This is a genomic window from Flavicella sediminum (genome assembly GCF_006381105.1).
In the GTDB taxonomy this organism is placed as follows: domain Bacteria; phylum Bacteroidota; class Bacteroidia; order Flavobacteriales; family Flavobacteriaceae; genus Flavicella; species Flavicella sediminum.
The window spans coordinates 39,492-63,744 of record NZ_VDET01000037.1 but is presented as its reverse complement, the minus strand read 5'-3'; the positions used below and the strand labels follow the sequence as shown (position 1 = coordinate 63,744).

The 24,253-nt window shown below is 33.6% G+C and carries 27 protein-coding genes; 10 read left to right on the top strand and 17 right to left on the bottom strand.

Annotated features, from left to right (window positions below):
• Positions 1-22 precede the first annotated feature (22 nt).
• Positions 23-1,102, top strand: a complete 1,080-nt coding sequence (locus tag FGM02_RS17310; protein WP_139959771.1) for an AraC family transcriptional regulator — start codon at positions 23-25, stop codon at positions 1,100-1,102.
• Positions 1,103-1,111: 9 nt separating this feature from the next.
• On the opposite strand, the gene FGM02_RS17305 is transcribed toward FGM02_RS17310, so the two are convergent.
• From FGM02_RS17305 to FGM02_RS17275, 7 genes are all read right to left on the bottom strand, one after another.
• Positions 1,112-2,479 carry an alkaline phosphatase family protein gene (locus FGM02_RS17305; protein ID WP_139959769.1) on the bottom strand — a complete coding sequence of 456 codons (1,368 nt, stop codon included), beginning with the start codon at positions 2,477-2,479 and terminating at the stop codon, positions 1,112-1,114.
• A 12-nt stretch (positions 2,480-2,491) separates the two neighbouring features.
• Positions 2,492-3,706, bottom strand: coding sequence for a metabolite traffic protein EboE (eboE, locus tag FGM02_RS17300; RefSeq protein WP_139959767.1), 1,215 nt, complete (start codon positions 3,704-3,706; stop codon positions 2,492-2,494).
• 251 nt (positions 3,707-3,957) lie between these two features.
• Positions 3,958-5,103, bottom strand: a complete 1,146-nt coding sequence (locus FGM02_RS17295; RefSeq protein ID WP_139959765.1) for a 3-dehydroquinate synthase — start codon at positions 5,101-5,103, stop codon at positions 3,958-3,960.
• 23 nt (positions 5,104-5,126) lie between these two features.
• The gene (eboC, locus tag FGM02_RS17290; protein WP_139959763.1) at positions 5,127-6,032 is read right to left on the bottom strand and encodes a UbiA-like protein EboC; all 906 of its coding nucleotides are present in this window, start codon (positions 6,030-6,032) and stop codon (positions 5,127-5,129) included.
• Positions 6,032-6,931 carry a TatD family hydrolase gene (locus FGM02_RS17285; RefSeq protein ID WP_139959761.1) on the bottom strand — a complete coding sequence of 300 codons (900 nt, stop codon included), beginning with the start codon at positions 6,929-6,931 and terminating at the stop codon, positions 6,032-6,034. The genes eboC and FGM02_RS17285 overlap by 1 nt, the downstream gene beginning before the upstream one ends.
• Before the next feature lie 14 nt (positions 6,932-6,945).
• Positions 6,946-7,746, bottom strand: a complete 801-nt coding sequence (locus FGM02_RS17280; RefSeq protein ID WP_139959759.1) for an EboA domain-containing protein — start codon at positions 7,744-7,746, stop codon at positions 6,946-6,948.
• A gap of 24 nt (positions 7,747-7,770) precedes the next feature.
• Positions 7,771-8,160 (bottom strand): transmembrane 220 family protein, encoded by a 390-nt coding sequence (locus FGM02_RS17275; protein WP_139959757.1) that lies wholly within the window; start codon positions 8,158-8,160, stop codon positions 7,771-7,773.
• A gap of 144 nt (positions 8,161-8,304) precedes the next feature.
• Here FGM02_RS17275 and FGM02_RS17270 point away from each other — a divergent pair, with 144 nt between their 5' ends.
• From FGM02_RS17270 to FGM02_RS17255, 4 genes are read left to right on the top strand one after another with little or no spacing between them, the layout of a single operon-like run.
• The gene (locus FGM02_RS17270; protein ID WP_139959755.1) at positions 8,305-9,228 is read left to right on the top strand and encodes a sugar phosphate isomerase/epimerase family protein; all 924 of its coding nucleotides are present in this window, start codon (positions 8,305-8,307) and stop codon (positions 9,226-9,228) included.
• A gap of 30 nt (positions 9,229-9,258) precedes the next feature.
• Complete coding sequence (locus FGM02_RS17265; RefSeq protein WP_139959753.1) at positions 9,259-10,428, top strand: MFS transporter; 1,170 nt, start codon at positions 9,259-9,261, stop codon at positions 10,426-10,428.
• Between the two features lie 10 nt (positions 10,429-10,438).
• On the top strand, positions 10,439-11,584 hold the full coding sequence (locus tag FGM02_RS17260; RefSeq protein WP_139959751.1) for a Gfo/Idh/MocA family protein: 1,146 nt from the start codon (positions 10,439-10,441) through the stop codon (positions 11,582-11,584).
• 36 nt (positions 11,585-11,620) lie between these two features.
• Positions 11,621-12,673, top strand: coding sequence for a sugar phosphate isomerase/epimerase family protein (locus FGM02_RS17255; protein WP_139959750.1), 1,053 nt, complete (start codon positions 11,621-11,623; stop codon positions 12,671-12,673).
• Between the two features lie 305 nt (positions 12,674-12,978).
• Here the strand turns inward: FGM02_RS17255 and FGM02_RS17250 are convergent, their stop codons facing one another.
• A complete protein-coding gene (locus tag FGM02_RS17250) occupies positions 12,979-13,215 on the bottom strand; it encodes a VF530 family protein (RefSeq protein WP_139959748.1) in 237 nt (78 codons plus the stop codon).
• Between the two features lie 60 nt (positions 13,216-13,275).
• Here FGM02_RS17250 and FGM02_RS17245 point away from each other — a divergent pair, with 60 nt between their 5' ends.
• The 4 genes from FGM02_RS17245 to FGM02_RS17230 are packed head-to-tail and all read left to right on the top strand — an operon-like array spanning position 13,276 to position 16,450.
• Positions 13,276-14,592 (top strand): DEAD/DEAH box helicase, encoded by a 1,317-nt coding sequence (locus FGM02_RS17245; RefSeq protein WP_139959747.1) that lies wholly within the window; start codon positions 13,276-13,278, stop codon positions 14,590-14,592.
• Between the two features lie 4 nt (positions 14,593-14,596).
• Complete coding sequence (argE, locus tag FGM02_RS17240) at positions 14,597-15,748, top strand: acetylornithine deacetylase (protein ID WP_139959746.1); 1,152 nt, start codon at positions 14,597-14,599, stop codon at positions 15,746-15,748.
• A gap of 56 nt (positions 15,749-15,804) precedes the next feature.
• Positions 15,805-16,092 carry a hypothetical protein gene (locus FGM02_RS17235; protein ID WP_139959745.1) on the top strand — a complete coding sequence of 96 codons (288 nt, stop codon included), beginning with the start codon at positions 15,805-15,807 and terminating at the stop codon, positions 16,090-16,092.
• Complete coding sequence (locus FGM02_RS17230; RefSeq protein ID WP_139959744.1) at positions 16,085-16,450, top strand: hypothetical protein; 366 nt, start codon at positions 16,085-16,087, stop codon at positions 16,448-16,450. Before FGM02_RS17235 ends, FGM02_RS17230 begins: the two co-directional genes overlap by 8 nt.
• A 31-nt stretch (positions 16,451-16,481) precedes the next feature.
• On the opposite strand, the gene FGM02_RS17225 is transcribed toward FGM02_RS17230, so the two are convergent.
• From FGM02_RS17225 to FGM02_RS17190, 8 genes are all read right to left on the bottom strand, one after another.
• On the bottom strand, positions 16,482-16,970 hold the full coding sequence (locus tag FGM02_RS17225; RefSeq protein ID WP_139959743.1) for an SRPBCC family protein: 489 nt from the start codon (positions 16,968-16,970) through the stop codon (positions 16,482-16,484).
• 11 nt (positions 16,971-16,981) lie between these two features.
• The gene (locus FGM02_RS17220; protein ID WP_139959742.1) at positions 16,982-17,686 is read right to left on the bottom strand and encodes a lycopene cyclase domain-containing protein; all 705 of its coding nucleotides are present in this window, start codon (positions 17,684-17,686) and stop codon (positions 16,982-16,984) included.
• Between the two features lie 3 nt (positions 17,687-17,689).
• The gene (locus FGM02_RS17215; RefSeq protein ID WP_208021547.1) at positions 17,690-18,139 is read right to left on the bottom strand and encodes a sterol desaturase family protein; all 450 of its coding nucleotides are present in this window, start codon (positions 18,137-18,139) and stop codon (positions 17,690-17,692) included.
• Positions 18,136-18,579, bottom strand: a complete 444-nt coding sequence (locus tag FGM02_RS17210; RefSeq protein WP_139959741.1) for a hypothetical protein — start codon at positions 18,577-18,579, stop codon at positions 18,136-18,138. Before FGM02_RS17210 ends, FGM02_RS17215 begins: the two co-directional genes overlap by 4 nt.
• On the bottom strand, positions 18,572-19,411 hold the full coding sequence (locus tag FGM02_RS17205) for a phytoene/squalene synthase family protein (protein WP_139959740.1): 840 nt from the start codon (positions 19,409-19,411) through the stop codon (positions 18,572-18,574). The genes FGM02_RS17210 and FGM02_RS17205 overlap by 8 nt, the downstream gene beginning before the upstream one ends.
• Positions 19,411-20,877 (bottom strand): phytoene desaturase family protein, encoded by a 1,467-nt coding sequence (locus FGM02_RS17200; protein WP_139959739.1) that lies wholly within the window; start codon positions 20,875-20,877, stop codon positions 19,411-19,413. Before FGM02_RS17200 ends, FGM02_RS17205 begins: the two co-directional genes overlap by 1 nt.
• A 48-nt stretch (positions 20,878-20,925) precedes the next feature.
• Entirely contained in the window at positions 20,926-21,816 is an 891-nt protein-coding gene (locus FGM02_RS17195; RefSeq protein ID WP_139959738.1) for a MerR family transcriptional regulator, read from the bottom strand.
• A 317-nt stretch (positions 21,817-22,133) separates the two neighbouring features.
• Complete coding sequence (locus FGM02_RS17190; RefSeq protein WP_139959737.1) at positions 22,134-22,634, bottom strand: ferritin; 501 nt, start codon at positions 22,632-22,634, stop codon at positions 22,134-22,136.
• Positions 22,635-22,855: 221 nt separating this feature from the next.
• Between FGM02_RS17190 and FGM02_RS17185 the strand changes: the two genes are divergently transcribed.
• Positions 22,856-23,803 carry a sterol desaturase family protein gene (locus FGM02_RS17185; RefSeq protein ID WP_139959736.1) on the top strand — a complete coding sequence of 316 codons (948 nt, stop codon included), beginning with the start codon at positions 22,856-22,858 and terminating at the stop codon, positions 23,801-23,803.
• 7 nt (positions 23,804-23,810) lie between these two features.
• On the opposite strand, the gene FGM02_RS17180 is transcribed toward FGM02_RS17185, so the two are convergent.
• Positions 23,811-24,251, bottom strand: a complete 441-nt coding sequence (locus tag FGM02_RS17180; protein ID WP_139959735.1) for a heme-binding domain-containing protein — start codon at positions 24,249-24,251, stop codon at positions 23,811-23,813.
• Positions 24,252-24,253 lie beyond the last annotated feature (2 nt).

The following is a 24,253-nucleotide window of genomic DNA, read 5'->3' as shown; positions in this document are numbered from 1 at the left end:
ACTTTCTAAATAATTGACTTCCATGCAAAATATCTCAACCAAATTAATTAATTTGCAAGGCGAACTTGTTCAAATTACTTCAGTGATAAAAAATAAACAGAAAATACAGCCTTATGAAGCCGATGGTATCGTTTATCATGCAGATACCTGTGTTCCACTTATTGATGCTTTTGAAAGAAAAAAAATAAAGTTCAAAGCACTTGCCAGACATACTTATCCTGGAGATAGGTTGGATGACAATACACTTGGATTAAATAGTATTGGTTATTGGGACGCCAATGAGCCACAAGATTGGGGTTTGGACTGGCATCGCAATGAGGGTATCGAATTTCATTTTTTAGAATCTGGTACCATGCCTTATGCACAGGAAGGAAACGAAACTATATTAACACCTGATCATCTTACCGTTACACGACCTTGGGAAGCGCACAAAGTTGGAAATCCCTATGTTGGCATGGGGAAATTTTATTGGGTTATTATCGATTTGGGTGTCAGAAGACCCCACCAAGAATGGGTTTGGCCTGAATGGATCACCTTAACCAATCAAGATTTAGACAGGTTGACCACTATTTTAAGACACAATGAAAAGTCTATTTGGAAAACAGACCAACGAGTACGCAATTGTTTTGCAAGAATAAACAAAGCGATTAATGAGGATGAAAATGGCAGCAATGCTTCAAGAATTAGACTCCTTGTCAATTATTTATTGATACTCTTGCTAGACCTTTTAGATACAAAAGATATTGAGTTAAACGAAACTTTAACAGACAGTTCTAGAAGTGTTCGCTTGTTTTTAAATGAATTAGAAAAATCAATCTCTGATAATTGGACTATTGAAAAAATGGCAAAATCTGCTGGCGTAGGCATGACCCGTTTTACACATCATTGCAAACAATTGACCAATTTAACCCCCATGAAATACCTGACTTTAAAACGTCTAGAAGCTTCTAAGATCGCCTTGTTAAAACATCCTGATTACACCATTGCGGAAATTGCATACACTTGTGGTTTTGCTACAAGTCAATACTATTCTACAGTTTTTAAAAAATACGAAAAATGTGCTCCGAATGAATACCGAATAAAATGTTTGGTAAACTCTTAGCTTAACTCCTTATTTAAAAATTGTATCCAGTATTAGATCACAAATAGCAATCGGTTCAAAGACTTCCTTCACTTTATTCCCTGTTTTTTGTACCAGAATAGGATGGTACTCACTGCCTGAATTTATGGTTCCGTGAGAGCCTTGCACCAAAGTAGCATCTAAGGGAATTATATTTAATAAAGTTCGAAAGCCTAATTTCTTTTTGATCAATTTCAATGCAATTCGAGCCATCATCATTTTTTTCTTCGGATCTGTAAATAATTCTACAGGATCGTAGCCTGGTTTTTTATGAATATCTACCATCCTTGCAAAATCAGGAGCTACAGCATCATTCAACCAATAATAATAGGTAAACCAAAAATCAGGCTTTGCTAGTACTACTAAATCTCCAGAACGTTCATGGTTTAAATGATGTGCTTTTTTTCCTTCAGCATCTAAAACTAAATCTATATGAGGGCAGCCCTTTAAAAGTTGTTTTACTTCAGAAATCCGAGTTTTATCCTGTATATAAACATGTGCTATTTGATGATCCGCCATAGCAAATGCTGTGCACTCACCATAGTCAAGCACCTCCAGTCCATTTTCTATTCTGATGTTTAAAAACCCTTTTTCTCTAAGCAATCTATTGATATGGAAAGGCTCTTTTACAGGATTGATTCCATATTCAGAAAGCACTATTGGTGTTACTCCTTTTGACTCGTAAAACTCAATCAACTCTTGGAAAACCTTATCCAATTCTTTTACATCTTTGTCAATGCTTTTTTTATTTGTTGTTTTCTGAAGTACATAATCTAAATGAGGTAAATAAATCAATTGCAAGGTAGGTTCATGCCAAGTATGCACTAACATAGAAGCTTCTGCAATCCATTTTGTAGATTTTATACTTGTGTTTGGTCCCCAAAAATTAAACAAAGGAAATGTCCCCAATTGCTCTTGAAGTCGATCTCGTAAATCGGCAGGCTTTGAATAACAATCAGGTTTCTTCTGTCCATCTGCTCTGTATTGCGGCCTAGGTGTTACATTGAAATCGGCATTTGAGTACATATTGTACCACCAAAACATATTAGAACAGGTAAATTCTGAATTCTTTTTTTTAGCGATGTCCCAAATTTTTGGAGCCTGTACCAAATTATTCGACTGCCGCCATAATTTGACTTCATCTTCCTCACGAAAATACCAACCATTAGAAACAATTCCATGTTCCGATGGCCATTTTCCTGTTAAATAGGTGGACTGAACCGAACAGGTAACCGCTGGCAACATCGGTTTTATTTTGGATAGTTGATTTTTAGCGATCCACTTAGTCACAAAAAGACTTTTATCTTTCAACAACGAACTCGAAAGTCCAACCACATTGATTACTACTGTTTGTTTCATATTCTTCAATACCTAAGCATTTATTTGTTGAAGCACCCAATCCAATTCTCTAACCACAGAACTTGTTAAATCAGTCTGTAACTCTTTTGGTAAAATAGTCCAAGTATAGGTTTCCACTTCTAAATGATTGCTATATTTATTTTCCTTCCAAAACGTCAACGCTTCAATTATGGCATCTTGTGTAGACTGTAACACTTGATAATCTTCAATAAATACGGGTACATGAAAATGGGTTCTTATTTCCTTAAAATCATAATCTTCCATTGCTTCTACTCCTTCTGACAAATCTGAATAATGACTTAATTCTCCTGATTCTCGTTTTAGAATAGCTTGATGTAAATAATTAGGTTCATCAAACTGGAGCAAACAAGCTTGCTGTTCTTTCAATACTTCTTCAGATGTATACACACATTTTAAAGCTGCACTAATTTGAATTTTACCAATTTTAATTCCATATCGATTCAATTCATCAACGGTATACTTGGTACTTTCGTAAGCCAAAGAAAAATGACAAACATCGTAACACACTTGAATATATCGTAAAATATACGCTTTTGCTTTTGCTTTAGAACATTTCAAAGGATCCATCAACTCCTCTACGCCTTCATGGAACAAATAATCCTCAAAAAATCGAATTATGTCTTCAGTATTTTCCAAAAATCCATCGGGCTCTGGTTCCAAATCTAGATGTAAATGTTTCCCCGTTTCCTTTTCTATTTCAAATAACTGCACCACAATTTTCATTAAAGAAGAGGTACATTTTTTTTTCACATTTTCTATTTCTTCTTCCTTATTTTTAAACCATAATCTATAGGACAAAGGCGATGTAGAAATCCCACCTTCCATAGCGTCAGGCAACAAAAACGAGAGAATTTTAAATAAATCTTGTGTATATGACACTCGCTCAACACTTGTCCAATCTGGCAAATGAACCTTGTCTTTAATTACAGCATCATGAAAATCGCCATAAGGAAAACCATTCATGGTAAACACATACAAATTATGATCGTGCAACCATTGCTTAAAATCTTCCAATCTATTTTTTCGTAATAAAGTAGCAGCACTTCTCCGAGACAATCGCAATCCGATACCAAAAGGCTTATCTCCTTGCAATTGTTCCTTTATTTCTACGGTATATTTTTTCAAACTATCAAACACTTCCTCCCAAGATTCTCCGGGATGAATATTAGTGCAATATGTTAGATGTGCATTTCCTTCTAAAAACATAATTTATTTTTTTTCTTGACAAATACTTAATTACCAACAATTCAACAGAATCTATTTTACGCTCATAAAAGACCTAACAGCTTTTAAAAACCTGTTAGATCAGAATTAACATAAGGATTCTCTTTTGCTTATAATTTCTTATCATTTATTAAAAAGTTGCTAAAAAATGAGGTCTCAAAAACTACGTTTCTATCTTGAAAATAAAATCTTTTATTGCTCAATAATGCTCGACCTAAACTCTAGAACTTCCGTTATTTTTTATAATTCGACATATACTGAATGGCTTCTAAAACCAAAGTTTCATCCATCTCATTCACCTCAAAACCATTTCCTAAACCTGCCAACAACATAATTGTCAACCTACCTCCAAGATGTTCACGAAACTCCTCTAAACCTTTTAAAACCTCCTTATCGAAATTTGGATAGGTAATTAAAAAACCTAAATTTAAAATACAATCTAAAACTCTATGTAAATCCTTTACATTAATAAATCCTTTTAAATAAGAATAGGTGCTATCCAAAGCAATCCCGATGGCCACAGCTTCTCCATGCTTGACTTCAAAATTAGATAGCTGCTCTAACTTATGAGCTGCCCAATGTCCAAAATCTAAAGGTCTTGAAGAACCTTGCTCAAAAGCATCACCCGAACATCGAATATGATCCATATGCATCTTTGCACAACGAAAAATCAATTCGTCCATTGCCGATGCATTCCGCCTATTTAACAACAAGGCATTTTCTTCAATCCATTCAAAAAAAGAATAGTCATTTATCAATGCTACTTTTATAGCTTCAGAAATACCAGATCGCCAATCGCGAATATGTAGAGTTTCTAAAAAAGCAGCATCATTTATAACAGCATAGGGAGCAGAAAAGCTTCCCATAAAATTTTTCTTTCCAAAATAATTAATTCCATTTTTGACACCAATACCAGAATCGTTTTGTGACAGCACTGTGGTTGGAACACGCACCAATCGAACACCTCTGTGAGCAATTGAAGCAGCAAATCCGATTGCATCTAATACAGCACCACCTCCAATAGCAATGACATAAGAGTGTCTATCAATTCCATGTATATTTACCAAATCTAACACCGCGTCAACGGCATCCTTATTATTTTTAACGGCTTCTCCGCCAAGCACTTCCAACACCTCTCCACAAAGTTGTAGCGTGTTTTTATGAGTGAAAAAATAATTTTTGATCGCTTCTATTAAATTTTTATCGGCAGCACTTACTCCTTTATCTACAATTACAATAGCCTTTGCTTGCTGCCCAGACTCTGCTTGAAGCACCTGCTTTAAAACTTCATTTTCACAATGAAACAAGTGCTTTGTAAAAAGCAGTTCAAACTCAACAGTCACTTGGACTTGTTGTTGTATTTTTTTAACTATTTGCATAAATATAATTCACTTATAAAATTCTAAGTAACAGGAAATTTTTTCGCCAAAAACATTGAAATTGGCAAAAGCAACAAAAGTAACACCGCAAATTTAACCGAAGAAAATCCGGCAACATAGGTGGCATTTAGTGGAATTAAAGACAGTATTCCCATTTTTACTGCTTTCATAATATTTTCAGGTTTATTAGAAAATATTGCTTTTAGCTTGGCATAGAAATTCATTCCAAACCACAAGATAAGAAAACCGATGGCATTGATGAGTGATAAATTAAAATAATGGTGCATGACTAAAAAACCCGCAACCACACAAAGATCCAAAACAATGGCAAATGCAATGGCCAGTTTATTTTTTCCTTTGACTTCTTTTTGAGCAGTGAGCGTAATTGCTGAAATAAATAACACAGGTAAAACACCTATAAGCCAGTAATTCATTGAAAGTTCCGAAGAAATACTCATACCTAAAATAAGATTCCCTCCTCGACACATGCCCATATTTATAGGCCCCAATAATTTATGATGCTTACTGTATTTATCATACAACAGTGCCAATAGCATAACGACTATAGACAAAATTCCAGAAAGAATTGAAACTAAAAACGCTGCAAAAACACCTACTGAAAACAGTTGCATTCCCAATATTTTTGCTTGCCTTAAAGTCAACCGACCGCTTGGAATTACTCTTTCTGGTCGATTAATTTTATCTTGTTCAAAATCAAAAACATCATTAAAAACAATACCACCACCATACAATCCGCACGTAGAAATGATTAACAATAAGATTGAAAACCATTGATCATTGTTAAAAACATCTTGATTTAAAAAACCTGCAATAGCAATACCTGCAATAATATCAGCCACCGAAGTAACTATATTTGCAGGACGCATTAATTGCAATTTGGCAAACCACCTCACTTTATAAGTACTCACTAATTTTCTTTCTTAAAACTTAATTTTTCAGCTTGCTGACCTCTTAACACACTGTTTCCTAAATGTAAATCGGCTTGATCAACTGTCAGTTCTTGGTTCCAATCAGCCTCGTTAAATTGTCCGCTTTGCCCGTAAAAAGACAAGGCATTTTGATAACATATTTTTTCAACATCCGCTTTAGACACCCCGTTTTCCAACATCAAAGCAGCTGTTTTAGGAACCGATAAAGGATCACTAACTCCCCAATCTGCTGAACTATCAACAATAACTTTTGCCGAACCATATTGCTGTGCAACAGCAACCATACGTTTTTTACTCATTTTAGTTTTTGGATAGATGGTAAAACCAGCCCAAAATCCCTGATCCAAAACAGCCTTAGCCGTTTCTTCATTGTTGTGGTCTATCAACACCAAATGTGGTGGAATTCCGTGTTCTTTTACCACATCCATACTTCGTAAAGTACCTTGTTTTTTATCTCTATGTGGTGTGTGTACTAAAACAGGCAAATCGTATTCCTTTGCCATTTCTAATTGAATTCTAAAATATTTATCTTCTAATGCTGTTTGGTCGTCATAACCAATTTCTCCAATGGCAACAACGCCTTCTTTGGCTATAAACTGTGGTAACAATTCCATTACTTGTTCTGCCATCGCTTCATTATTCGCCTCCTTTGAGTTCAATCCCATGGTGCAATAATGTTTGATTCCGAATTGTGAAGCTCTAAAACGCTCCCAACCTACAAGCGTACTAAAATAATCTTTGAAAGACCCTACATTTGTACGAGGTTGCCCTAACCAAAATGCAGGTTCTATAACAGCAACAATTCCTGCTGCTTGCATTGCTTCATAATCATCTGTGGTTCTTGAAACCATATGAATATGCGGATCTATATACTTCATTTTTTCTATTTATTTTATTTTCCTATTGCATTCCAAAATTCACTCGTATTCAATTGCTCATTTTGTGTCAATACACAATCAATTGTTTTTTTTTCTTTCCCTTCAAAATTTCTTTTGCCAATTAATGTTTTTACGTCTTCTCTTAAAAAACCATAGAGCATTCTCCACATTTCCGGAGAAACACTTCTACCTGCTGCCCATCGTTCTTTGACAAAATCTTGCAACATATTGGCTAGGTTTTCATTCTTTCCTGCATCAATTCCTTCAACCTTGTATAATTTCTGTTCGACAAATAATGTTTTTAAAATCAATTGGTTCCAACCAGCTTCTGACAAGTACTTTTTAGCAAAAGGATTTCCTGCCGAAAGAGCTTCAAAAACATTCATCATATTGGTTCGAATTCCTTCCTCAAAATGCGCTTTAAATTCGCTAGCATTTTCCAACAAATACAATCCTTTGTATAAGGCTATTAGTTCAAACACTTCGGCAGTTTCAAAAAGTGAAGAAATACGAGCTTTGTTAGTATCGGTATTTAATGTCAGCATTAAAACTACCCTAGCTAAATCTTGTTTTGTCCAAACTCCTTTAGAAAAACCAGGATATATAGTTTCTAGCGTTAATAACTCCTGTTCTAACCAAACTACTTCCTCTTTCTTTATAAAACGAGCTACCAAACTAAAAACTATCGGGAATTTTTTTTCAAACTCTTGAGCAGATACACTAGTTCCTTTTTGTTGCAGCCAATTGCTCTCTATATCCGATAATTTCGTTTTAGCAATCTCTATAAAATTCTGCTGCTCCACTTTTGTAATCATAAAACTATACTATAAAATAAGTAATTACCTTTTTGTTTTTTCTTTTAGTTGGTACAACAACCCTGCCGCGGCAATCAATAAACCTAAAAATTCACGAGTTCCTTCTAGGTAAGGTTTTTCATAAACCATTTTTCCAAAAAGTTCAGTTTTCTTATCAATATCCAACCAATCTAAAAAATAAGAAAGATAGGTTCCTGCATAAATTAAATACGCAATAAATAATATCCAAATCAACAACTTTGGAATTGTTGTATAATTTGCTACAAACGAAATTACCGCAACCACTCCATATAACAACACCCATTGAATAGGATCCGGATCATTTAATTGAACCAAAGCAAAAAGGGCAAACAATGCTCCTAAAATGAGGTTCGTTATTCTTCTTGTTTTGTTCTCTCTTTCTACATATGCCATGTGTACTTATTTTAAAAAACTATATTTTGTAATATTACAATAAAATTAATTTTTTTAGCGCATACAAATGTTCAAATTCTTTCACTGACTAAATATAAACAGGAAAGGAAAAACCATTTTCTAAATTTGTGTAAAACCCAATCTATGAATCGAAGAGATTTTATTGTCAAAACTGCTCAAACAGGAACAGCCTTATCTATCTTAGGATTAACCGCTGCTTGTTCTCCAAAGGAAAAAGAATTATTTTTTAAAATCTCATTAGCTGAATGGTCCTTGCACCGAATGCTTAAGAAAAAAGAAATGGATCATTTGGATTTTGCGGCCACAGCTCGAAAATTTGGTTGTGAAGGTGTGGAATATGTCAATGGTTTTTTCTTTAAAAAAGCAAAAGACATTTCTTACTTAAATGAAATGAATTCGAGAGCAAAATCAGAAGGTGTTGACAATGTACTTATTATGATAGACCGAGAAGGTTCTATGGCGCATCATGAAACATCAGAAAGATTAAAAGCAATTGAAAACCACTACAAGTGGGTAGATGCGGCACATCACTTAGGCTGTCATGCCATTCGTGTAAATTTAGCAGGAGGTATTGACAAAACTGAAGCTACAAAAGCAGCTATAGATTCCTTAACGAAATTATCAGATTATGCCAAACAGGCAAAGATCAATGTTTTGGTAGAAAACCATGGAGGATTTTCTTCCAATGGAGCTTGGATGCATGGCGTATTTTCTCAAATACAAAATTCCAATTGTGGTACTTTGCCCGATTTCGGGAATTTTTGCATCAAAAAAGACATCGCAAAAAACTGCATGGAAGATTATGACCGCTATGTAGGAATGAAAGAATTGCTGCCTTTTGCAAAAGCCGTAAGTGCCAAGTCAAGAAATTTTGACAGCTTAGGTAACGAAATTGAAACCGATTATTTAAAAGTAATGAAAATGGTAAAAGAAGTTGGCTATACTGGTTTTGTAGGTATTGAATACGAAGGTGCCAATGTTTCTGAATACAAAGGAATTGAATTAACCCGTGACCTACTTATAAAAGTAGGAAATCAAATTTCATAAAAACTAAACCTTAAACTAAATCTAAAAAAAATGGAAACTATCAACAAAAACAGATTATTTCTTGCAAGCTGTCTTGCATTAATTACGACAGCTATGACCTTTGCTATTCGTGCTAGATTGGAAACCGTATTCGGACCCGATGGAGCCGGATTGACACTAGAACAAATTGGGTATGCATTTACACCTGCTTTTTGGGGATTCACTTTGGCCATGATTATTGGTGGCCCGTTGGTAGATTCGTTGGGAATAAAAAAAATTACTTGGATAGCCTTTATTACACATGCCATTGGTATTGTATTGACCTTAATGGCTGATACCATGACTTCCTTATTTATTGCTACCTTATTTGTAGGTATTGGAAACGGAATGGTGGAAGCCGCTCTAAATCCGATGGTTGCTTCTATGTATACCGATAACAAAACCAAAATGTTGAATCGTTTTCATGTGTGGTTCCCTGGAGGAATTGTAATTGGATCCTTAGTAGGTTATTTAATCATGGATGTTATGGGATTACCTTGGCAAGCTATGGTTGCTACCCTATTTGTTCCTGTAATTATTTATGGAGTTTTGTTTTACGGACAAAAATTCCCCGTTACAGAAAGAGTCCAATTGGGAATTAGCACAAGTAAAATGTTTGCCAGCCTAGGAAAACCTTTGTTCTTATTTATGGTTTTTTGTATGTTTTTAACAGCAGCATCAGAACTAGGAACTACACAAAGAATAGAATCTTTATTAAAAACATCCGTAGCCGCACCTTTGTTAGTTTTGGCTTTTATTAATGGAATTATGGCTTTGGGTAGATTGTCGGCAGGACAAGTAGTACATAGGCTAAAACCTGCAGGAATGCTTTTGTATTCAGCTATTTTTACTTTAGCAGGACTTTGGTTATTAACCATAACTAGTGGAGGAATGACCTTTGTTGCAGCAGCTGTTTTTGCTGTTGGTGTTACTTTTTTCTGGCCAACTATGATTGGTTTTGTTGCTGAATATTTACCAGAAACCGGTGCCTTAGGAATGTCTATTATGGGAGGAGCAGGAATGTTATCTGTTTCTATTGTATTGCCTATTATGGGGCATTTAATGGACAATGCAAATGCTACTGAAGCCTTAAGAACCATGTCTATATTACCGGCAATTCTAATAGTTTGTTTTTTAGGATTGAGTATGTACATGAAAAAAAGAAAAGAAGTAAAAAATTAATACGTAGAGAATGAGAAAATTAAGAATGGGAATGATCGGTGGTGGAACCGGTTCATTTATTGGTGATGTACATAGAAAAGCGGCTTCTATAGATGGAATGATCGAATTGGTTTGTGGTGCTTTTAGTAGTACCGCTGAAAAATCGATTAATTCTGGAAAAAATTTATTTTTAGCTGAAGATCGTTGCTATGCCAATTATGAAGAAATGATTCTTAAGGAAAAAGAACTTCCTGAAGATGTACGCATGGATTTTGTTGCCATTGTAACTCCAAATCACATGCACTTCCCTCCTGCTAAAATGGCTTTAGAGAATGGCTTTAACGTAATTTGCGACAAACCCGTTACGCTTTCTTTAGAAGAAGCCTTAGCATTGAAAAAAGTAATTGATGCTTCTGGCAAAACCTTTGCATTGACACATAACTATACAGGAAATCCAATGGTAAAACAAGCCAAAGCAATGGTTGCCCATGGAGACTTAGGAAAAATAAGAAAAATACAAGTCCAATATTTACAAGGGTGGTTAGCGACTTCTATTGAAAAAACAGATCAAAAACAAGCCGCCTGGAGAGTGGATCCTAAAAAATCGGGAATTGGTGGAGCCTTAGGTGATATTGGTACCCACGCTGAAAATTTAACAGAATACATTACCGGTTTGCATATTGAAGAATTGGCCGCTGATTTAGGTGTTTTTGGTGAAGGAAGAGTTTTAGATGATGATGGAAACGTATTGATTCGTATGAATAATGGAGCCAAAGGAACTTTATCTATTTCACAAATTGCTGTAGGAGAAGAAAACAATTTAGCCATCAAAGTTTATGGCGAAAAAGGAAGTTTGGAATGGCATCAAGAAAATCCAAATCAATTAATTACACGCTGGTTAGATGAACCTGTTAAGATCTATACTCCTAATGGAAATGGCTTGTATCCAGAAGCCTTAGAAGTTTCAAGAATCCCTGCCGGACATCCTGAAGGCTATTTAGAAGCTTTTGCAACTATTTATAAAAACTTCGCCAATCATTTACTAGCTATTAACAATGGAGAAACAATAGACACACCTGATTATCCAACGATAGAAGACGGAATTAGAGGTATGCAATTTATTTACGCTGCCGTTGAAAGTAATAACAAAAATGCTAGCTGGACAAAATTAGCTTAGAAAATAATACCAACTTACTAAAAAATAACCATAATTATGAGTACTATTAAAGGACCTGCTGTGTTTTTAGCACAGTTCGCCGGAGATGAAGCTCCCTTCAATACCCTTGATGGTATGTGTAAATGGGCTGCTGGCTTAGGCTACAAAGGAATTCAAATTCCTACTTGGGACACAAGATTGATCGATGTAGATACCGCTGCGGAAAGCAAAACCTACTGTGACGAATTAAAAGGCTTGGTCAATTCACATGGCTTAGAAATCACAGAATTGGCTTCGCATTTACAAGGACAATTAGTGGCTGTAAACCCGGCTTACGATTTAATGTTTGACAATTTTGCGCCAGATCATTGTAAAAATAATCCAAAGAAAAGAACAGAATGGGCCGTGCAACAATTAAAAAATTCTGGAACTGCAAGTGAGCATTTAGGAATTAAAGCACATGCAACATTTTCTGGTTCACTTTTATGGCATACCATGTATCCATGGCCACAAGCACCAGATGGCTTAGTTGAAATGGGATTTGAAGAATTAGCCAAAAGATGGTTGCCAATTTTAAATCACTTTGATGAAAAAGGTGTGGATGTTTGTTATGAAATTCATCCAGGTGAAGACTTACATGACGGAATTACTTTTGAACGTTTTTTAGAAGCTACAGGAAAACACAATCGAGTAAATATTTTATACGACCCAAGTCATTTTGTACTACAGCAATTAGATTATTTAAAATACATTGATTACTACCATGAATTCATCAAAATGTTCCATGTAAAAGATGCTGAATTTAACCCATCTGGTAAAACAGGGGTTTATGGAGGATATCAAAACTGGAAAGACAGAGCGGGTAGATTTAGATCTTTAGGTGATGGCCAAGTAGATTTCAAAAGTATTTTTTCTAAATTGACCAAATACGAATGTGATTTATGGGCTGTAATGGAATGGGAATGCTGCTTAAAATCGCCTGAACAAGGAGCAAGAGAAGGAGCTCCTTTTATTCAAAAACATATTATAGAATCTACAGGAAAAACTTTTGATGATTTTGCTGGAGCGGATATAGACAAAGAACAATTAAAGAAAATTTTAGGTCTTTAGCAACTTTAATATAACAGAATTCTTTTACGCTATTAAATGCCTCCTCGAGCGGAGTCGAGAACTTATACAATTAAAATTAAACAGGGTGTGGACTCCGCTCGACCTGACATTATTTTAATTTTAGCCATTCATTAAGAGGCACTAACAAAAAAAGGCTGTCTGAAAATTAATTTTCATACAGCCTTTTTTTTGTACCCATGTTTTTTTTTGGTAAACTTACTCCTGGTAGGGATATCACCGTTCCCATAACTTGATAAGTAGTATAATTAGCGTTAATGTTTGTCATTTCAATCAAAGAGAGAAATCTACTTCTTTGACTGCTCTATTTTTCTATGCATTTCAATATACAATGCCTCTACTTTACTCTTTGCCCAATTGGTTCGTCTTAAAAACGTTAAACTTGAACCAATGGTTGGATTGTTTCTAAAACACCCTATTTTAACCTTATGCCCCAAATGTTCCCAACCATAATAGGCTACTAATTCTTTCAATATATCTTCTATTCTTTTTCCATGAATAGGATTGTTTGGTTGTGCGTCCATTTCCTGATATTTGTATATACATTTTTAGAACGCTAAAGATAGTTGAATTACATTTGTACCATGGATAATTTTAAAATAAATCAGAGTGAACTTCTAAAAAACTTAGGCTTTTCAGAATTTAATGAAATGCAACAAGCTTCTTTAGATGCCAGTAAATCCAATAAAAACTTACTATTACTTTCTCCTACAGGAAGTGGAAAGACCGTAGCTTATGTTTTAACCATGCTTTCTAAAATTAAAGAAAAAACAGGAGTTCAAATACTAATCCTAGCTCCTACTAGAGAGTTGGTTTTACAAATAGAAAATGTTTTAAAAGCAATGAAACTTCCTTTTAAAATAAATGCCTGTTATGGTGGTCATCCTTTTTCTGTTGAACGTAAAAATTTCTCATCCCCCCCTACTATTCTTGTCGGCACCCCTGGTAGAATTGAAGATCATATGAGACGAGAAACTTTTGACACCTCAGCTATTTCTCATTTGGTTTTTGATGAGTTTGACAAATCCTTAGAATTTGGATTTGTTACGCAAATGGAAAAAATAGTTCATAATATTCCAAATATAAAAGGACACCTTTTAGTTTCTGCCACAAACTCTATTGACATACCTGAATTTTTAGAAATAAAAGAAATTCATACATTAGATTTTTCTTCAACGGAAGAAAACAATTTAGAGTTACAGCAAGTTGTTACGGCAAATGACGAAAAGGCTGAAGGACTTTTAAGTCTTTTCAAAACATTTGAACCAAATACAAATACCATAGTTTTTTGCAATCATAGAGAAGCTTGCGACAGAATTTGTGACTATTTGGACGATCATAAAGTTGACTACGCAATATTTCATGGTGGTTTAGAACAACCTCAACGAGAATTAGAATTGTTGAAATTCAGAAATGGAAGTGCACAATTTTTAATTGCAACGGATATAGCTGCCAGAGGAATTGACATACCCGATTTGGATTATGTGGTACATTATCAATTGCCAACAACTGAGAAAACGTTTACCCATAGAAATGGACGAACCGCTAGAATGAAAGCTTCTGGAGTCAGTATTTTATTAAGAACGGAAGAGGATTATTTACCCGAATATGTAAAAACAGAACCGGTTATCTTAACATTAGCCAATCAGAAGACAATTACGGAGCCTGAATGGGTTACTGTTTATATTGGCAAAGGGAAAAAAGACAAGGTGAATAAAATGGATGTAGTTGGATTTTGTCTGCAATTCGATTTTATGAACAAGGAAGACTTGGGACTTATTGAAGTAAAAGATTACGCTGTTTATGTTGCCATCAAAAGAAACAAAAGCAATCGCTTGCTTAAAGAAGCCCGCAATAAAAAAATTAAAAAGAAAAACGCCAAAATTGAAATCGCAAACTAAACTTATGACGGCCGCTCAACTATTATCAAAATTAGTTTCATTTCCTGTTTTAGGAGGAGAAAGTAATACAACAATCATTCATTGGATCAAAGATTATATTGAATCCTTTGGCATAGAAACGGTACTGGTTCCGAATGTGGAAAATACCAAAGCATCTTTGCACTGTAGAATTGGCCCTGCCGTTGATGGGGGCGTTATTCTTTCTGGTCATACCGATGTGGTTCCTGTAATAGGACAGAACTGGGATACAAATCCGTTTGAGCTAAGCGACAAAGGTGATGGAAAATTATACGGAAGAGGGTCTTGTGATATGAAAGGTTATTTGGCTTGTTGTTTGGCTATTCTACCTGAAATGGTAAAAACAGACTTAAAAACGCCTATTTATTTTGCTTTTTCTTACGATGAAGAAATAGGCTGTTTAGCTGCACCAGAACTTATTACCCACCTACAAAATCACTATTCCGAAAAACCGAAATTTGCCATTATAGGAGAACCTTCTTTAATGCAACCAATTATTGGACATAAAGGAATTTGTTTATACGACACTTATGTTAATGGTTCTGCTGGACATAGCAGTGGAATTTTAAAAGAAGTCAGCGCTGTACATGAAAGTGCACGACTTATTTTATGGTTGGAAGATAAAATGAAGGCCTTGGTTGCCTCAGGAAGTATTGACACACGCTTTACACCACCGCACACTTCTTTGCATACAGGAGTTGTTCAGGGTGGAATTGCCGCAAATGTCATTGCCGACAAAGCAACGTTTTCATGGGACGCTAGAATTATACCGAAGGATAATTTACACGAAATTTTTGAAGCATTTGAAACTCATTGTAGACAAAGAGAAGAGGAATTAAAAAGTATTTATCCTGATTTTAAAATTAAAACGGTAGAACAGCATGCTCCTGTTCCTCCATTAGACACCAAAGAAAATCAAGAAATAGTTCAATTGTTAAAAAAGATAAATCCAAATACAAATCTTGGAACTGTTCCTTATGCCGCAGAAGCAGGACAGTTTGCTGCCGCAGGAATTGAAAGTATTATTTGCGGACCAGGATCTATAGACCAAGCACATAGGGCAAATGAATTTATTGAACAAACAGAATTAGATGCTTGTGTTGAACTATTGGAAAACCTTATTTCAATCAGTTCTTAATTAAAAACAAAACAGACACCAATAAAAATTACATTGGTTATTTAGATATAATATACATGACAGTAACAGAATTTAGAAATAATTACATCCTTGGTTTTGGATATGACAAAAAAAGCAAGACGAAAAAATTTCGTTTGGTCGTATTGTTTAGACAAAGCATGCATATTGCCAATGAGGTAATAGAAAACGACAACAACACTTGTTTTAAACAATTTTTAGAAGGTAAAGATCTTAACAAAGCCATTTTAAAGTTTAAAACGGATGCCATTGCAGAAATCTTAGAACACCATAAAGTAACCGATTACAATCTTTCAGAATCAGAAATAAATAGATATTTTGAGTAAACACAAACATAGCCACGACCAGCATCATCATGACCATGAGCATAAACATGACCACCAACATGATATGGATAATGGAAAACTAATGACAATTAAAGAGTACAACAAAACAAATATGATGTTATTTCATATCAAAGAGTTAAAAACAACTGACACTGCTGTTTGTACCCTTACTTCTATTGATCGGTTTACTTTTTTACCAAATGGAATTGAGCACCACGAATGCAAAGTCTCACTTTTAGATGAATATTATACGGAATTGGTCAAAAGAAATTTAATAGTGCACTTTTTTGAAAAAATAGAAATTGAAGAATTTGATGCTTTGGATGGAAGCATAGACATAGATTTTCTTTTTGAATAAATTCAATATTTACTTGGGAATTGTATTCTTTTTACAACTTCCCAAAAACTTCATTTACTTTTTGTTCTCTGAAATTAAAAATTCCTTTTAATTGATTCTTTACAAATAAAACATGTGCAATTTTCCCTAAAAACCCCAGTGGTAATTTGTATGAAATTTTATCTTTCATTAAACAACTGTGTTCGTCAATTTTTTCAAATGTATGCTCATGATGCCACATTTTATAGGGACCGAAACGTTGTTCGTCAATAAACATTTTTTCTTGTAGGACTTGTGTAATTTCTGTTACCCAATTGATTCGAATTCCTTTTGCTACGGCTAAATTATAAGTGATAATTTGTCCGGCATAGGCTTTTTCTGGTTTTCCAGAAGTGACATTCATTTGCATTTCTGGCGGCGTTAGTTCTTTTAAATTTTCTGGAGAACTGAAATACTTCCAGGCTTCTGAAATAGAAATTGGCAAGACTTGTTGCGCCGACAAAGTATAGATATTGGAATGAGAAATTATGTTTACTGACATTTAATTTTGTTTTAAGTAGTTTTACTAATTCTGTTTTCTTCTCTTCTATTTAATAGATCAAAAATTAATAGATTACCAAATAACATGGAAAAAGCATAGCCTATATCTTCCACAGGAATGGTCACTATTCGCCTTCCTAAATTTTCTGTATTGTCATACCACACTACCGGAATTTCTGTTAGCATTCCGGTAAGTATTCCATTCACTAAAAAAAAGGGAATCAATATGATTAGAAACGAAATGTAGAATTGTTGCAATAATTGCAAACGAAACAATCCAAAAATCAACACCAAAATAAAACAAACATAATTGACCAAAGTATACCATTTATCATAATTAAAAATCAGCAACAGCACAGCTGCACAAACAAGTATACCTGTAATAAGAATTGTTGCTTTTTTATTAAGTACAAGCTTTGGAAAAGCGTAAAAAAAAGCAAAATGTGTAAACAAGCTACAAAAAGGGATGACTAAAAAAAAGAGCCACTCTTCTATAGGCATTTTAAGAAAATACCAACCCGCACAATAGGAATGGGTAAAACCCCAAATTTCAAAATTTGTAAAAATGGCATCCCAAATAAGAAAGAAGGATGCTATGCACAAGGTTGAAATACAGAAATTCTTCCACTTCTTAATAAAATCTATACAGAAAAAAGTGAATAAAAATGGAATGCTAAATGATCCTATTAGCACATATAAATAGAGCGGTTGCATCATTGTCTATCTATTAAAATATTTCTTTGGAACATTTAGCATTCCAAAACACTCCCCATGTTCTTTTCCTAAATGTTTATGATGAATTTTATGTGCTTTACGCAAACCTAATAAGTATTTATTTTTTGTGTGTTTGAACCATTTGAACCGTTGATGAATTAAAACGTCATGAATTAAAAAATAGGTAATTCCATAAAATAAAACGCCAAGGCCAATAAAAAATTTATAATTAAATTCAGGATGAACCCCATAATAAAACAAGGTAATACTGGGAATTGCACCAATCACAAAAAAGGCATCATTTTTTTCAAAAACGCCCGCATATTTAGGTTGATGGTGATCGGCATGTAGCGCCCACAAAAAACCATGCATCACATATTTATGCGTTAACCAAGTAGCCACTTCCATAAGGATATAGGTAAGGAGTGTAATAAAAATGTAAGTCATAATCATCATAACGAAGTATTTTTATAAATGTACTTATCTAAGTAATCGGTTTCGTCTTTTATCTTCATTTTTTTTAATAAAAAAGCTTTATCCGAAGTAATAAAATTGTTGAAACCTAAAATTTTAGGTGTTTTTTCCTGTAACATCAATCGGATATATCGCAAATGTATATTTGTTGTATTTTCAGTAATCAACTTATTTAAAGCTTTTTTTGAGTTATTAAAAATTTTCAATTTTGTATACGGATTTAACGTGTAACTAGCTTGTTTCATTTTTAAGGCATACACATAGGCCAAAATAGAGGGATCTTCAAAATTTTCATATTTCTGAATAAATATTTCTTCTGTTTTTTCAGAATTTAATTGATGGAATTCGTTTACCAACTCCGGCAGATTCGTTTCCAAATGCCCAAACAAACTCACAAATAAAATCACATAAAAACTACACATATTTTAATTGAAATTTGACATAAGAGCGAAATAACAGATAGGTTTTTAAGAGATTCGAAATTCGAACACGCTTTTCTGAAAGTACTTTTGCAGGTGTTTTTTCAATTTTCTTCAACAACCTTAAATAATAGCGATAGGCTACAAATACACCTAATTTAGCCTCTTTAGGTAATTTTTTAATTCCCATATAAGCTTCTTCGAACTCTTTATTAATTTCAGAAATAATTCTGTTTTTATCTTCGTTGCTCAAGGTTTTCGGATTTATATCCGGAAAATAGGTACGACTTAATTCTTCAAAATCTTCTTTCATATCGCGTAAAAAATTTACTTTTTGAAAAGCTGACCCTAATTTCATAGCAGGTTCTTTCAATTTTTGATAAGCATCTTCATCACCTTTCACAAAAACTTTCAAACACATCAAACCAACCACATCCGCAGAGCCATAAATATACTCGGCTACCTCTTCCTCACTTTGATACACCTGCTTGGTCAAATCGGCACGCATACTCTTTAAAAAAGCTTTTACCAATTCTTGATCGATATTGTATTCCATTACCGTTTGTAAAAAAGCATTGGTTACAGGATTTGTACTAATTTTAGTTTCTAAGGATAAAAAATATTCTTCTTCAAAACGATCTAGTAATATTTCTTTTGGATAACCTTCAAAACTATCCACAATTTCATCGGCCAACCTCACAAAACCATAAATATTATAAATGGCTTGTCGGATACTAGGCGCCAATAAACGAACGGCTATAGAAAATGAAGTACTGTAACTTTTGGTGATTAATTTTGAACTCTGAAAAGAGATCTCATCATAGAGTGCTTTCATTAGTTTAGCTGTTTTAAAATTAATTCTGCGGCCACTTTTCCAGAAATCAGAGCTGGTGGAACTCCTGGTCCTGGTACTGTTAATTGTCCTGTAAAATATAAATTGCCTACTTTTTTACTTTTAATTTTAGGTCTTAAAAAAGCCGTCTGTGTTAAGGTATTCGCCAAACCGTAAGCATTTCCTTTATACGAATTATAATCCTCTATAAAATCTTTAACACAATAGGATTTCACAAAAAGTATGTCATCTGTCAATTTTTGCTTGGTTAAATTTTCTAATCTTTCTAAAATTATTTTCAAATAAGCATCTCTATGTGCTTGCGTATCATCTAGTCCGGCCGCAATTGGAATTAAAAAAGTTGCAGCCTCCTTTCCTTGTGGAGCAAAAGTATCATCAGACATACTAGGAAAACTAGCATAAAATAAAGGATCTTTTGGCCAAGCAGGCGTATCGTAAATATATTCCGCATGTGAGTCAAATTCTTTGTCGAAAAACAACGTATGATGCGCAACATTGATTAACTTTTTATCGAAAGCTACATAAAATAATAGAGAAGAGGGGGCAAAAGTTTTCTTTTCCCAATATTTTTCAGAGTACTGGCGTAATTTAAAGTCCAATAATTTCTCTGTATGATGATAATCGGCACCGCTTAAGACAATGTCTGCAGGAATCAGTTTGTTGTGAACAGTAATGCCAATAGCAGCTCCTTTTTCATTTACTGAAATTTTATCTACAGGAGAATTCAGTACAAATTTCACTCCCAATTCTTTCGCTAAAGTAGCCATACCATTGGCCACTTCAAACATACCTCCTTTTGGATGCCAGGTACCTAATCCAAAATCTGCCCAATTCATAAAATTGTACATCGCAGGTGTATTGCCAGGTTTTGCCCCTAAAAAAAGTACAGGGAATTCAAGTATTTTAATGAGTCGTGGATTGGAAAATTTATTTTTGATCTGTCTGCGAATATCAAAAAACAATTGATTTAGTTTTGTCACAGTTTTTGGGCTGATTAATTCTAAAGGAGACACACCTGGGCGGTACACCAAATCTTTGACAGCCACATTGTAATTACTTTCTGCTTTGCTTAAAAACTCTTTCAAAGCCACGGAACTTCCAGTTTCTTCTTTTTCAAACAAAGCATAAATTTCATCTAAGTTGGAAGAAATGGCAATAAAATCATTGACATCATAATAGACTTTGTAGGCTGGATTTAATTTCTCCAACTGATAATAATCTGACGGTTTTTTATCAAAATCTGCAAAAAAGCGTTCAAAAACATCAGGCATCCAATACCATGTTGGCCCCATATCAAAAATAAAACCTTCTCTTTTGTACTGCTGTGCCCTACCACCTATAGTTGCGTTTTTCTCATAAACGCTCACGTCATGTCCTTCTTTGGCTAAATAACAAGCAGCTGATAAAGACGAAAATCCGGATCCTAATATTTTTATTGTTTTCTTCATGTTAAACAAAAATACAATTTTATTAAACAAAAAACAATCTAAAAAAAATTATAATTTTATAAGTTCCTTAAAACCATTGTAAAAACTAATATTTTTAGGTAGGTTTTTCTTTTCAAAATCGTCCCAAATACTTCCAATAATCCAAAAATTATTTTTGGTATTCTCTAATAATTTTGCGGCATTAATCACAAATTGCTTTTTCGCTTTCGGAACCAAGTCAATTACAAATGAGCTTACCCATTGAATATTTTGAAATTGAGAATTGATAAAAAACAAATCTTCAAAAGGAATACTTTGTCCTAAGTAAATAGTGCGTTGCCCCTTACTTAACAAATAATAATTTAGGAAGTACAAACCAATTTCATGTCCTTCTCCTTCAGGTAAAAATAAAACATGTACTGTTTTTGTTGTGTCTTCTATCCTTGGCAACTTGGAGATATGCAAACTAATTTTTTTGTAAATTAAATTTGAAATAAAATGTTCATGCGCAGGCTTAATAGATTCTGTTTGCCACAAAACGCCAATATGCTTTAAAAGGGGTAAGTAAATTGAAATAAAAATAGTTTCGAAAGAATTATTTTTTATTTCTTCTAAATATACATCTTGAAAAACAGCTACATCAAAGGTATACATGCTAACAATAAGTGCATTTATTTGATAATTATTGGCTATTCCTTCTAAGGCAACTTCTTTTGCTTTGTCTGCCAATTCACGATCAGACAAATCTGTTAATTTTGAAATTTTTATCCCATGATTGTACAAAAGACTAAGGTTTAGCATTTTTTGTAAATCTAACAGGCTATAAATACGAACATTTCTATTGATACGATCTGGATTAAATACGGCGTATCGCTTTTCCCAAATTCGTATGGTATGCGCTTTAATTCCGCTTAATATTTCAAGGTCGTAAATGGTAAAAGTATTTTTAATAGTGTTCATCTAAACATAGGATTATCTAAACAAAAGTAGCTTTTTTTTTTAACAACTCATAAATCCTCTCTTTTTCCTGTAAATAAGTTCATTTTTTTTTGAGATAAGGACTTTAGAAAAAGGCTTAGCTTGCTCATAAAACTAAAAAAATCCTGTAATTAATAAATTATTACAGGATTTTATAAATTATATCTTCGGGCAACTTTTACAATTAACTTTCCCCTTCTTTTTATACTTTTTACAACATTTCTTTTTCTTAGTACCACAACTTAAGTTGCAAGCTGTTTGTATAGGTATAGATGGACTACTAATAATCAAAAAGCTCATTACAGTGTATTTTTTGCTGCTATGGTATTTATATCTCTGTCAAATAAATATTGCCCAGATTTATCGCCACCAATAATTGTTAATTTATCTAAAAGTGTTCTTGCCAAAGCCTCTTCTTCTAATTGTTCGGTAACATACCACTGCATAAAATTATGAACGTTGTAATCTTTGTTTTGCAAACATTCAAAAATTACTTTGTTAATTTGTTCGGTAACAAAAATCTCGCTGCTTAAAAAAGTTTCAAACAATTCATTTAAAGATTCAAAAACAGCTTTTGGTTTTTCTAACTCTGAAATAATTACTTGACCGCCACGTTCATTAACAAACTTCACTAATTTGGTCATATGCAAACGCTCTTCTTCTGACTGGTTGTAAAAAAAAGTAGCCACTCCGTTATAGCCACTTGCATCTGCCCAAGAAGCCATCGCTAAGTATTGCATAGAAGCTTTTGCTTCGTATTTTATTTGATCATTTAATAAACCTTCAATAACTGTATTCATCTATTTTTCAATTTTTTAGCTATTCTTTATAGAATAATTTCACGTCATTTATAAACTTGTGCAAATATAATCATTATTTTGATTAGTTCTAAATAAGTGTCCTGTTTTTTAAGAAAGGCTAAAATCATCAACACGAAAATGAACTAAAACATCTAGTTTTCTAATAAAATACGTTTCCATAATTGGATATTGAGTAACTTTACCCTCGTAAAACACGGTGTATGATTTTATTAAATATTCAAGATTTCCTACTTAAATGTTCTGACGTGCTTTTACAATTTCTTACGACTGCTTCTAAAAGGACATATTTTGTTTACATGCTTTCTTCATTAATTTTGGTGTATTATGTTTTCAGAAAAGAAAAAAGAAAATCCTTTCTAAACTATGTACTTCACAAAAAAGTATGGATCGGTAAGTCCGCTTTTGTCGATTATTATTTCATTCTATTTAACAGCACTATAAAAGTTCTATTAATTGCTCCCTTATTTATTTATGGCTTAAAACTTTCTTTTGAGACCAATGAATACTTGAATCATTTATTTGGTTACGAAGCGGTACAATTATCGTTTACCACTACAATGATTAGCTATACCATTGCCTTAACTATTTTTGGCGATTTTATGACCTATATCCTTCATTTAGCGATGCATAAAATACCGATTTTATGGGAATTTCATAAAGTACATCACTCGGCAACGACTATGAATCCTTTTACCCAATACAGAATTCATCCATTAGAATTAATTTTAAATAATTTGGGAAGTATTTTTGTTTTTGGAATTACAACAGGTGTTTTTGACTATCTATCTGGTGCACAAATTAGCAAATGGACTTTTGCAGGTGTTACCGTTTTCACTCTAATATTTAATAGTTGGGGTGCCAATTTACGCCACTCACATGTGCGCTTAAGATTTTATAATTTTTTAGAATATTTATTTATCAGCCCTTTGCAGCATCAAGTACATCACAGCGATAACCCGGCTCATTACGACAAGAACTTAGGCTCTAAATTAGCAATTTGGGATTGGTTGTTCGGAACGTTGGTCAGATCTGAGCAAATAAAAAAAGTACATTTTGGACTCGGAAAATCCGAAAATCCAAAATATACTTCTTTCTTACAAAATTTATTAAATCCCTTTAAAAATCTACTAGGAATTCGTAAAAGCTAAAAGTAATTTAGCGAATAGATTGTACCCAGGTTAACAATGTACTTTTATCTGTTTCCGATAAACTTCCATGCAAATAGGTGTACGATTCTAAAGGCATTTTTCCTTCTTCTACTTCTTCAAAAAATTCTTCCAATTTATGCGCTGCTTTTTTTGCAGGATATTTTGTCCAATTAGAAAAATTTAAATGTTCCTTCCCTTCTTCAATATGATGATTGATCCAAAATGAAAGAGGGGCTACATTCGTATACCAAGGATATGCTGTTTGGTCTGAATGACAATCGTAACAGTTCTTTTTAACAATTGCCGCTATATTTTCTGGTGCCTGTGTAACAGATAAAAAGTCTGTTTGAGTATCAACGGCCACATAAGTTCTGTCCGGTCTAATAAATTGCATTACAACAAGTGCTATTATTAAAACAACACCTATTTTTTTCATTTTCGATTTCATAA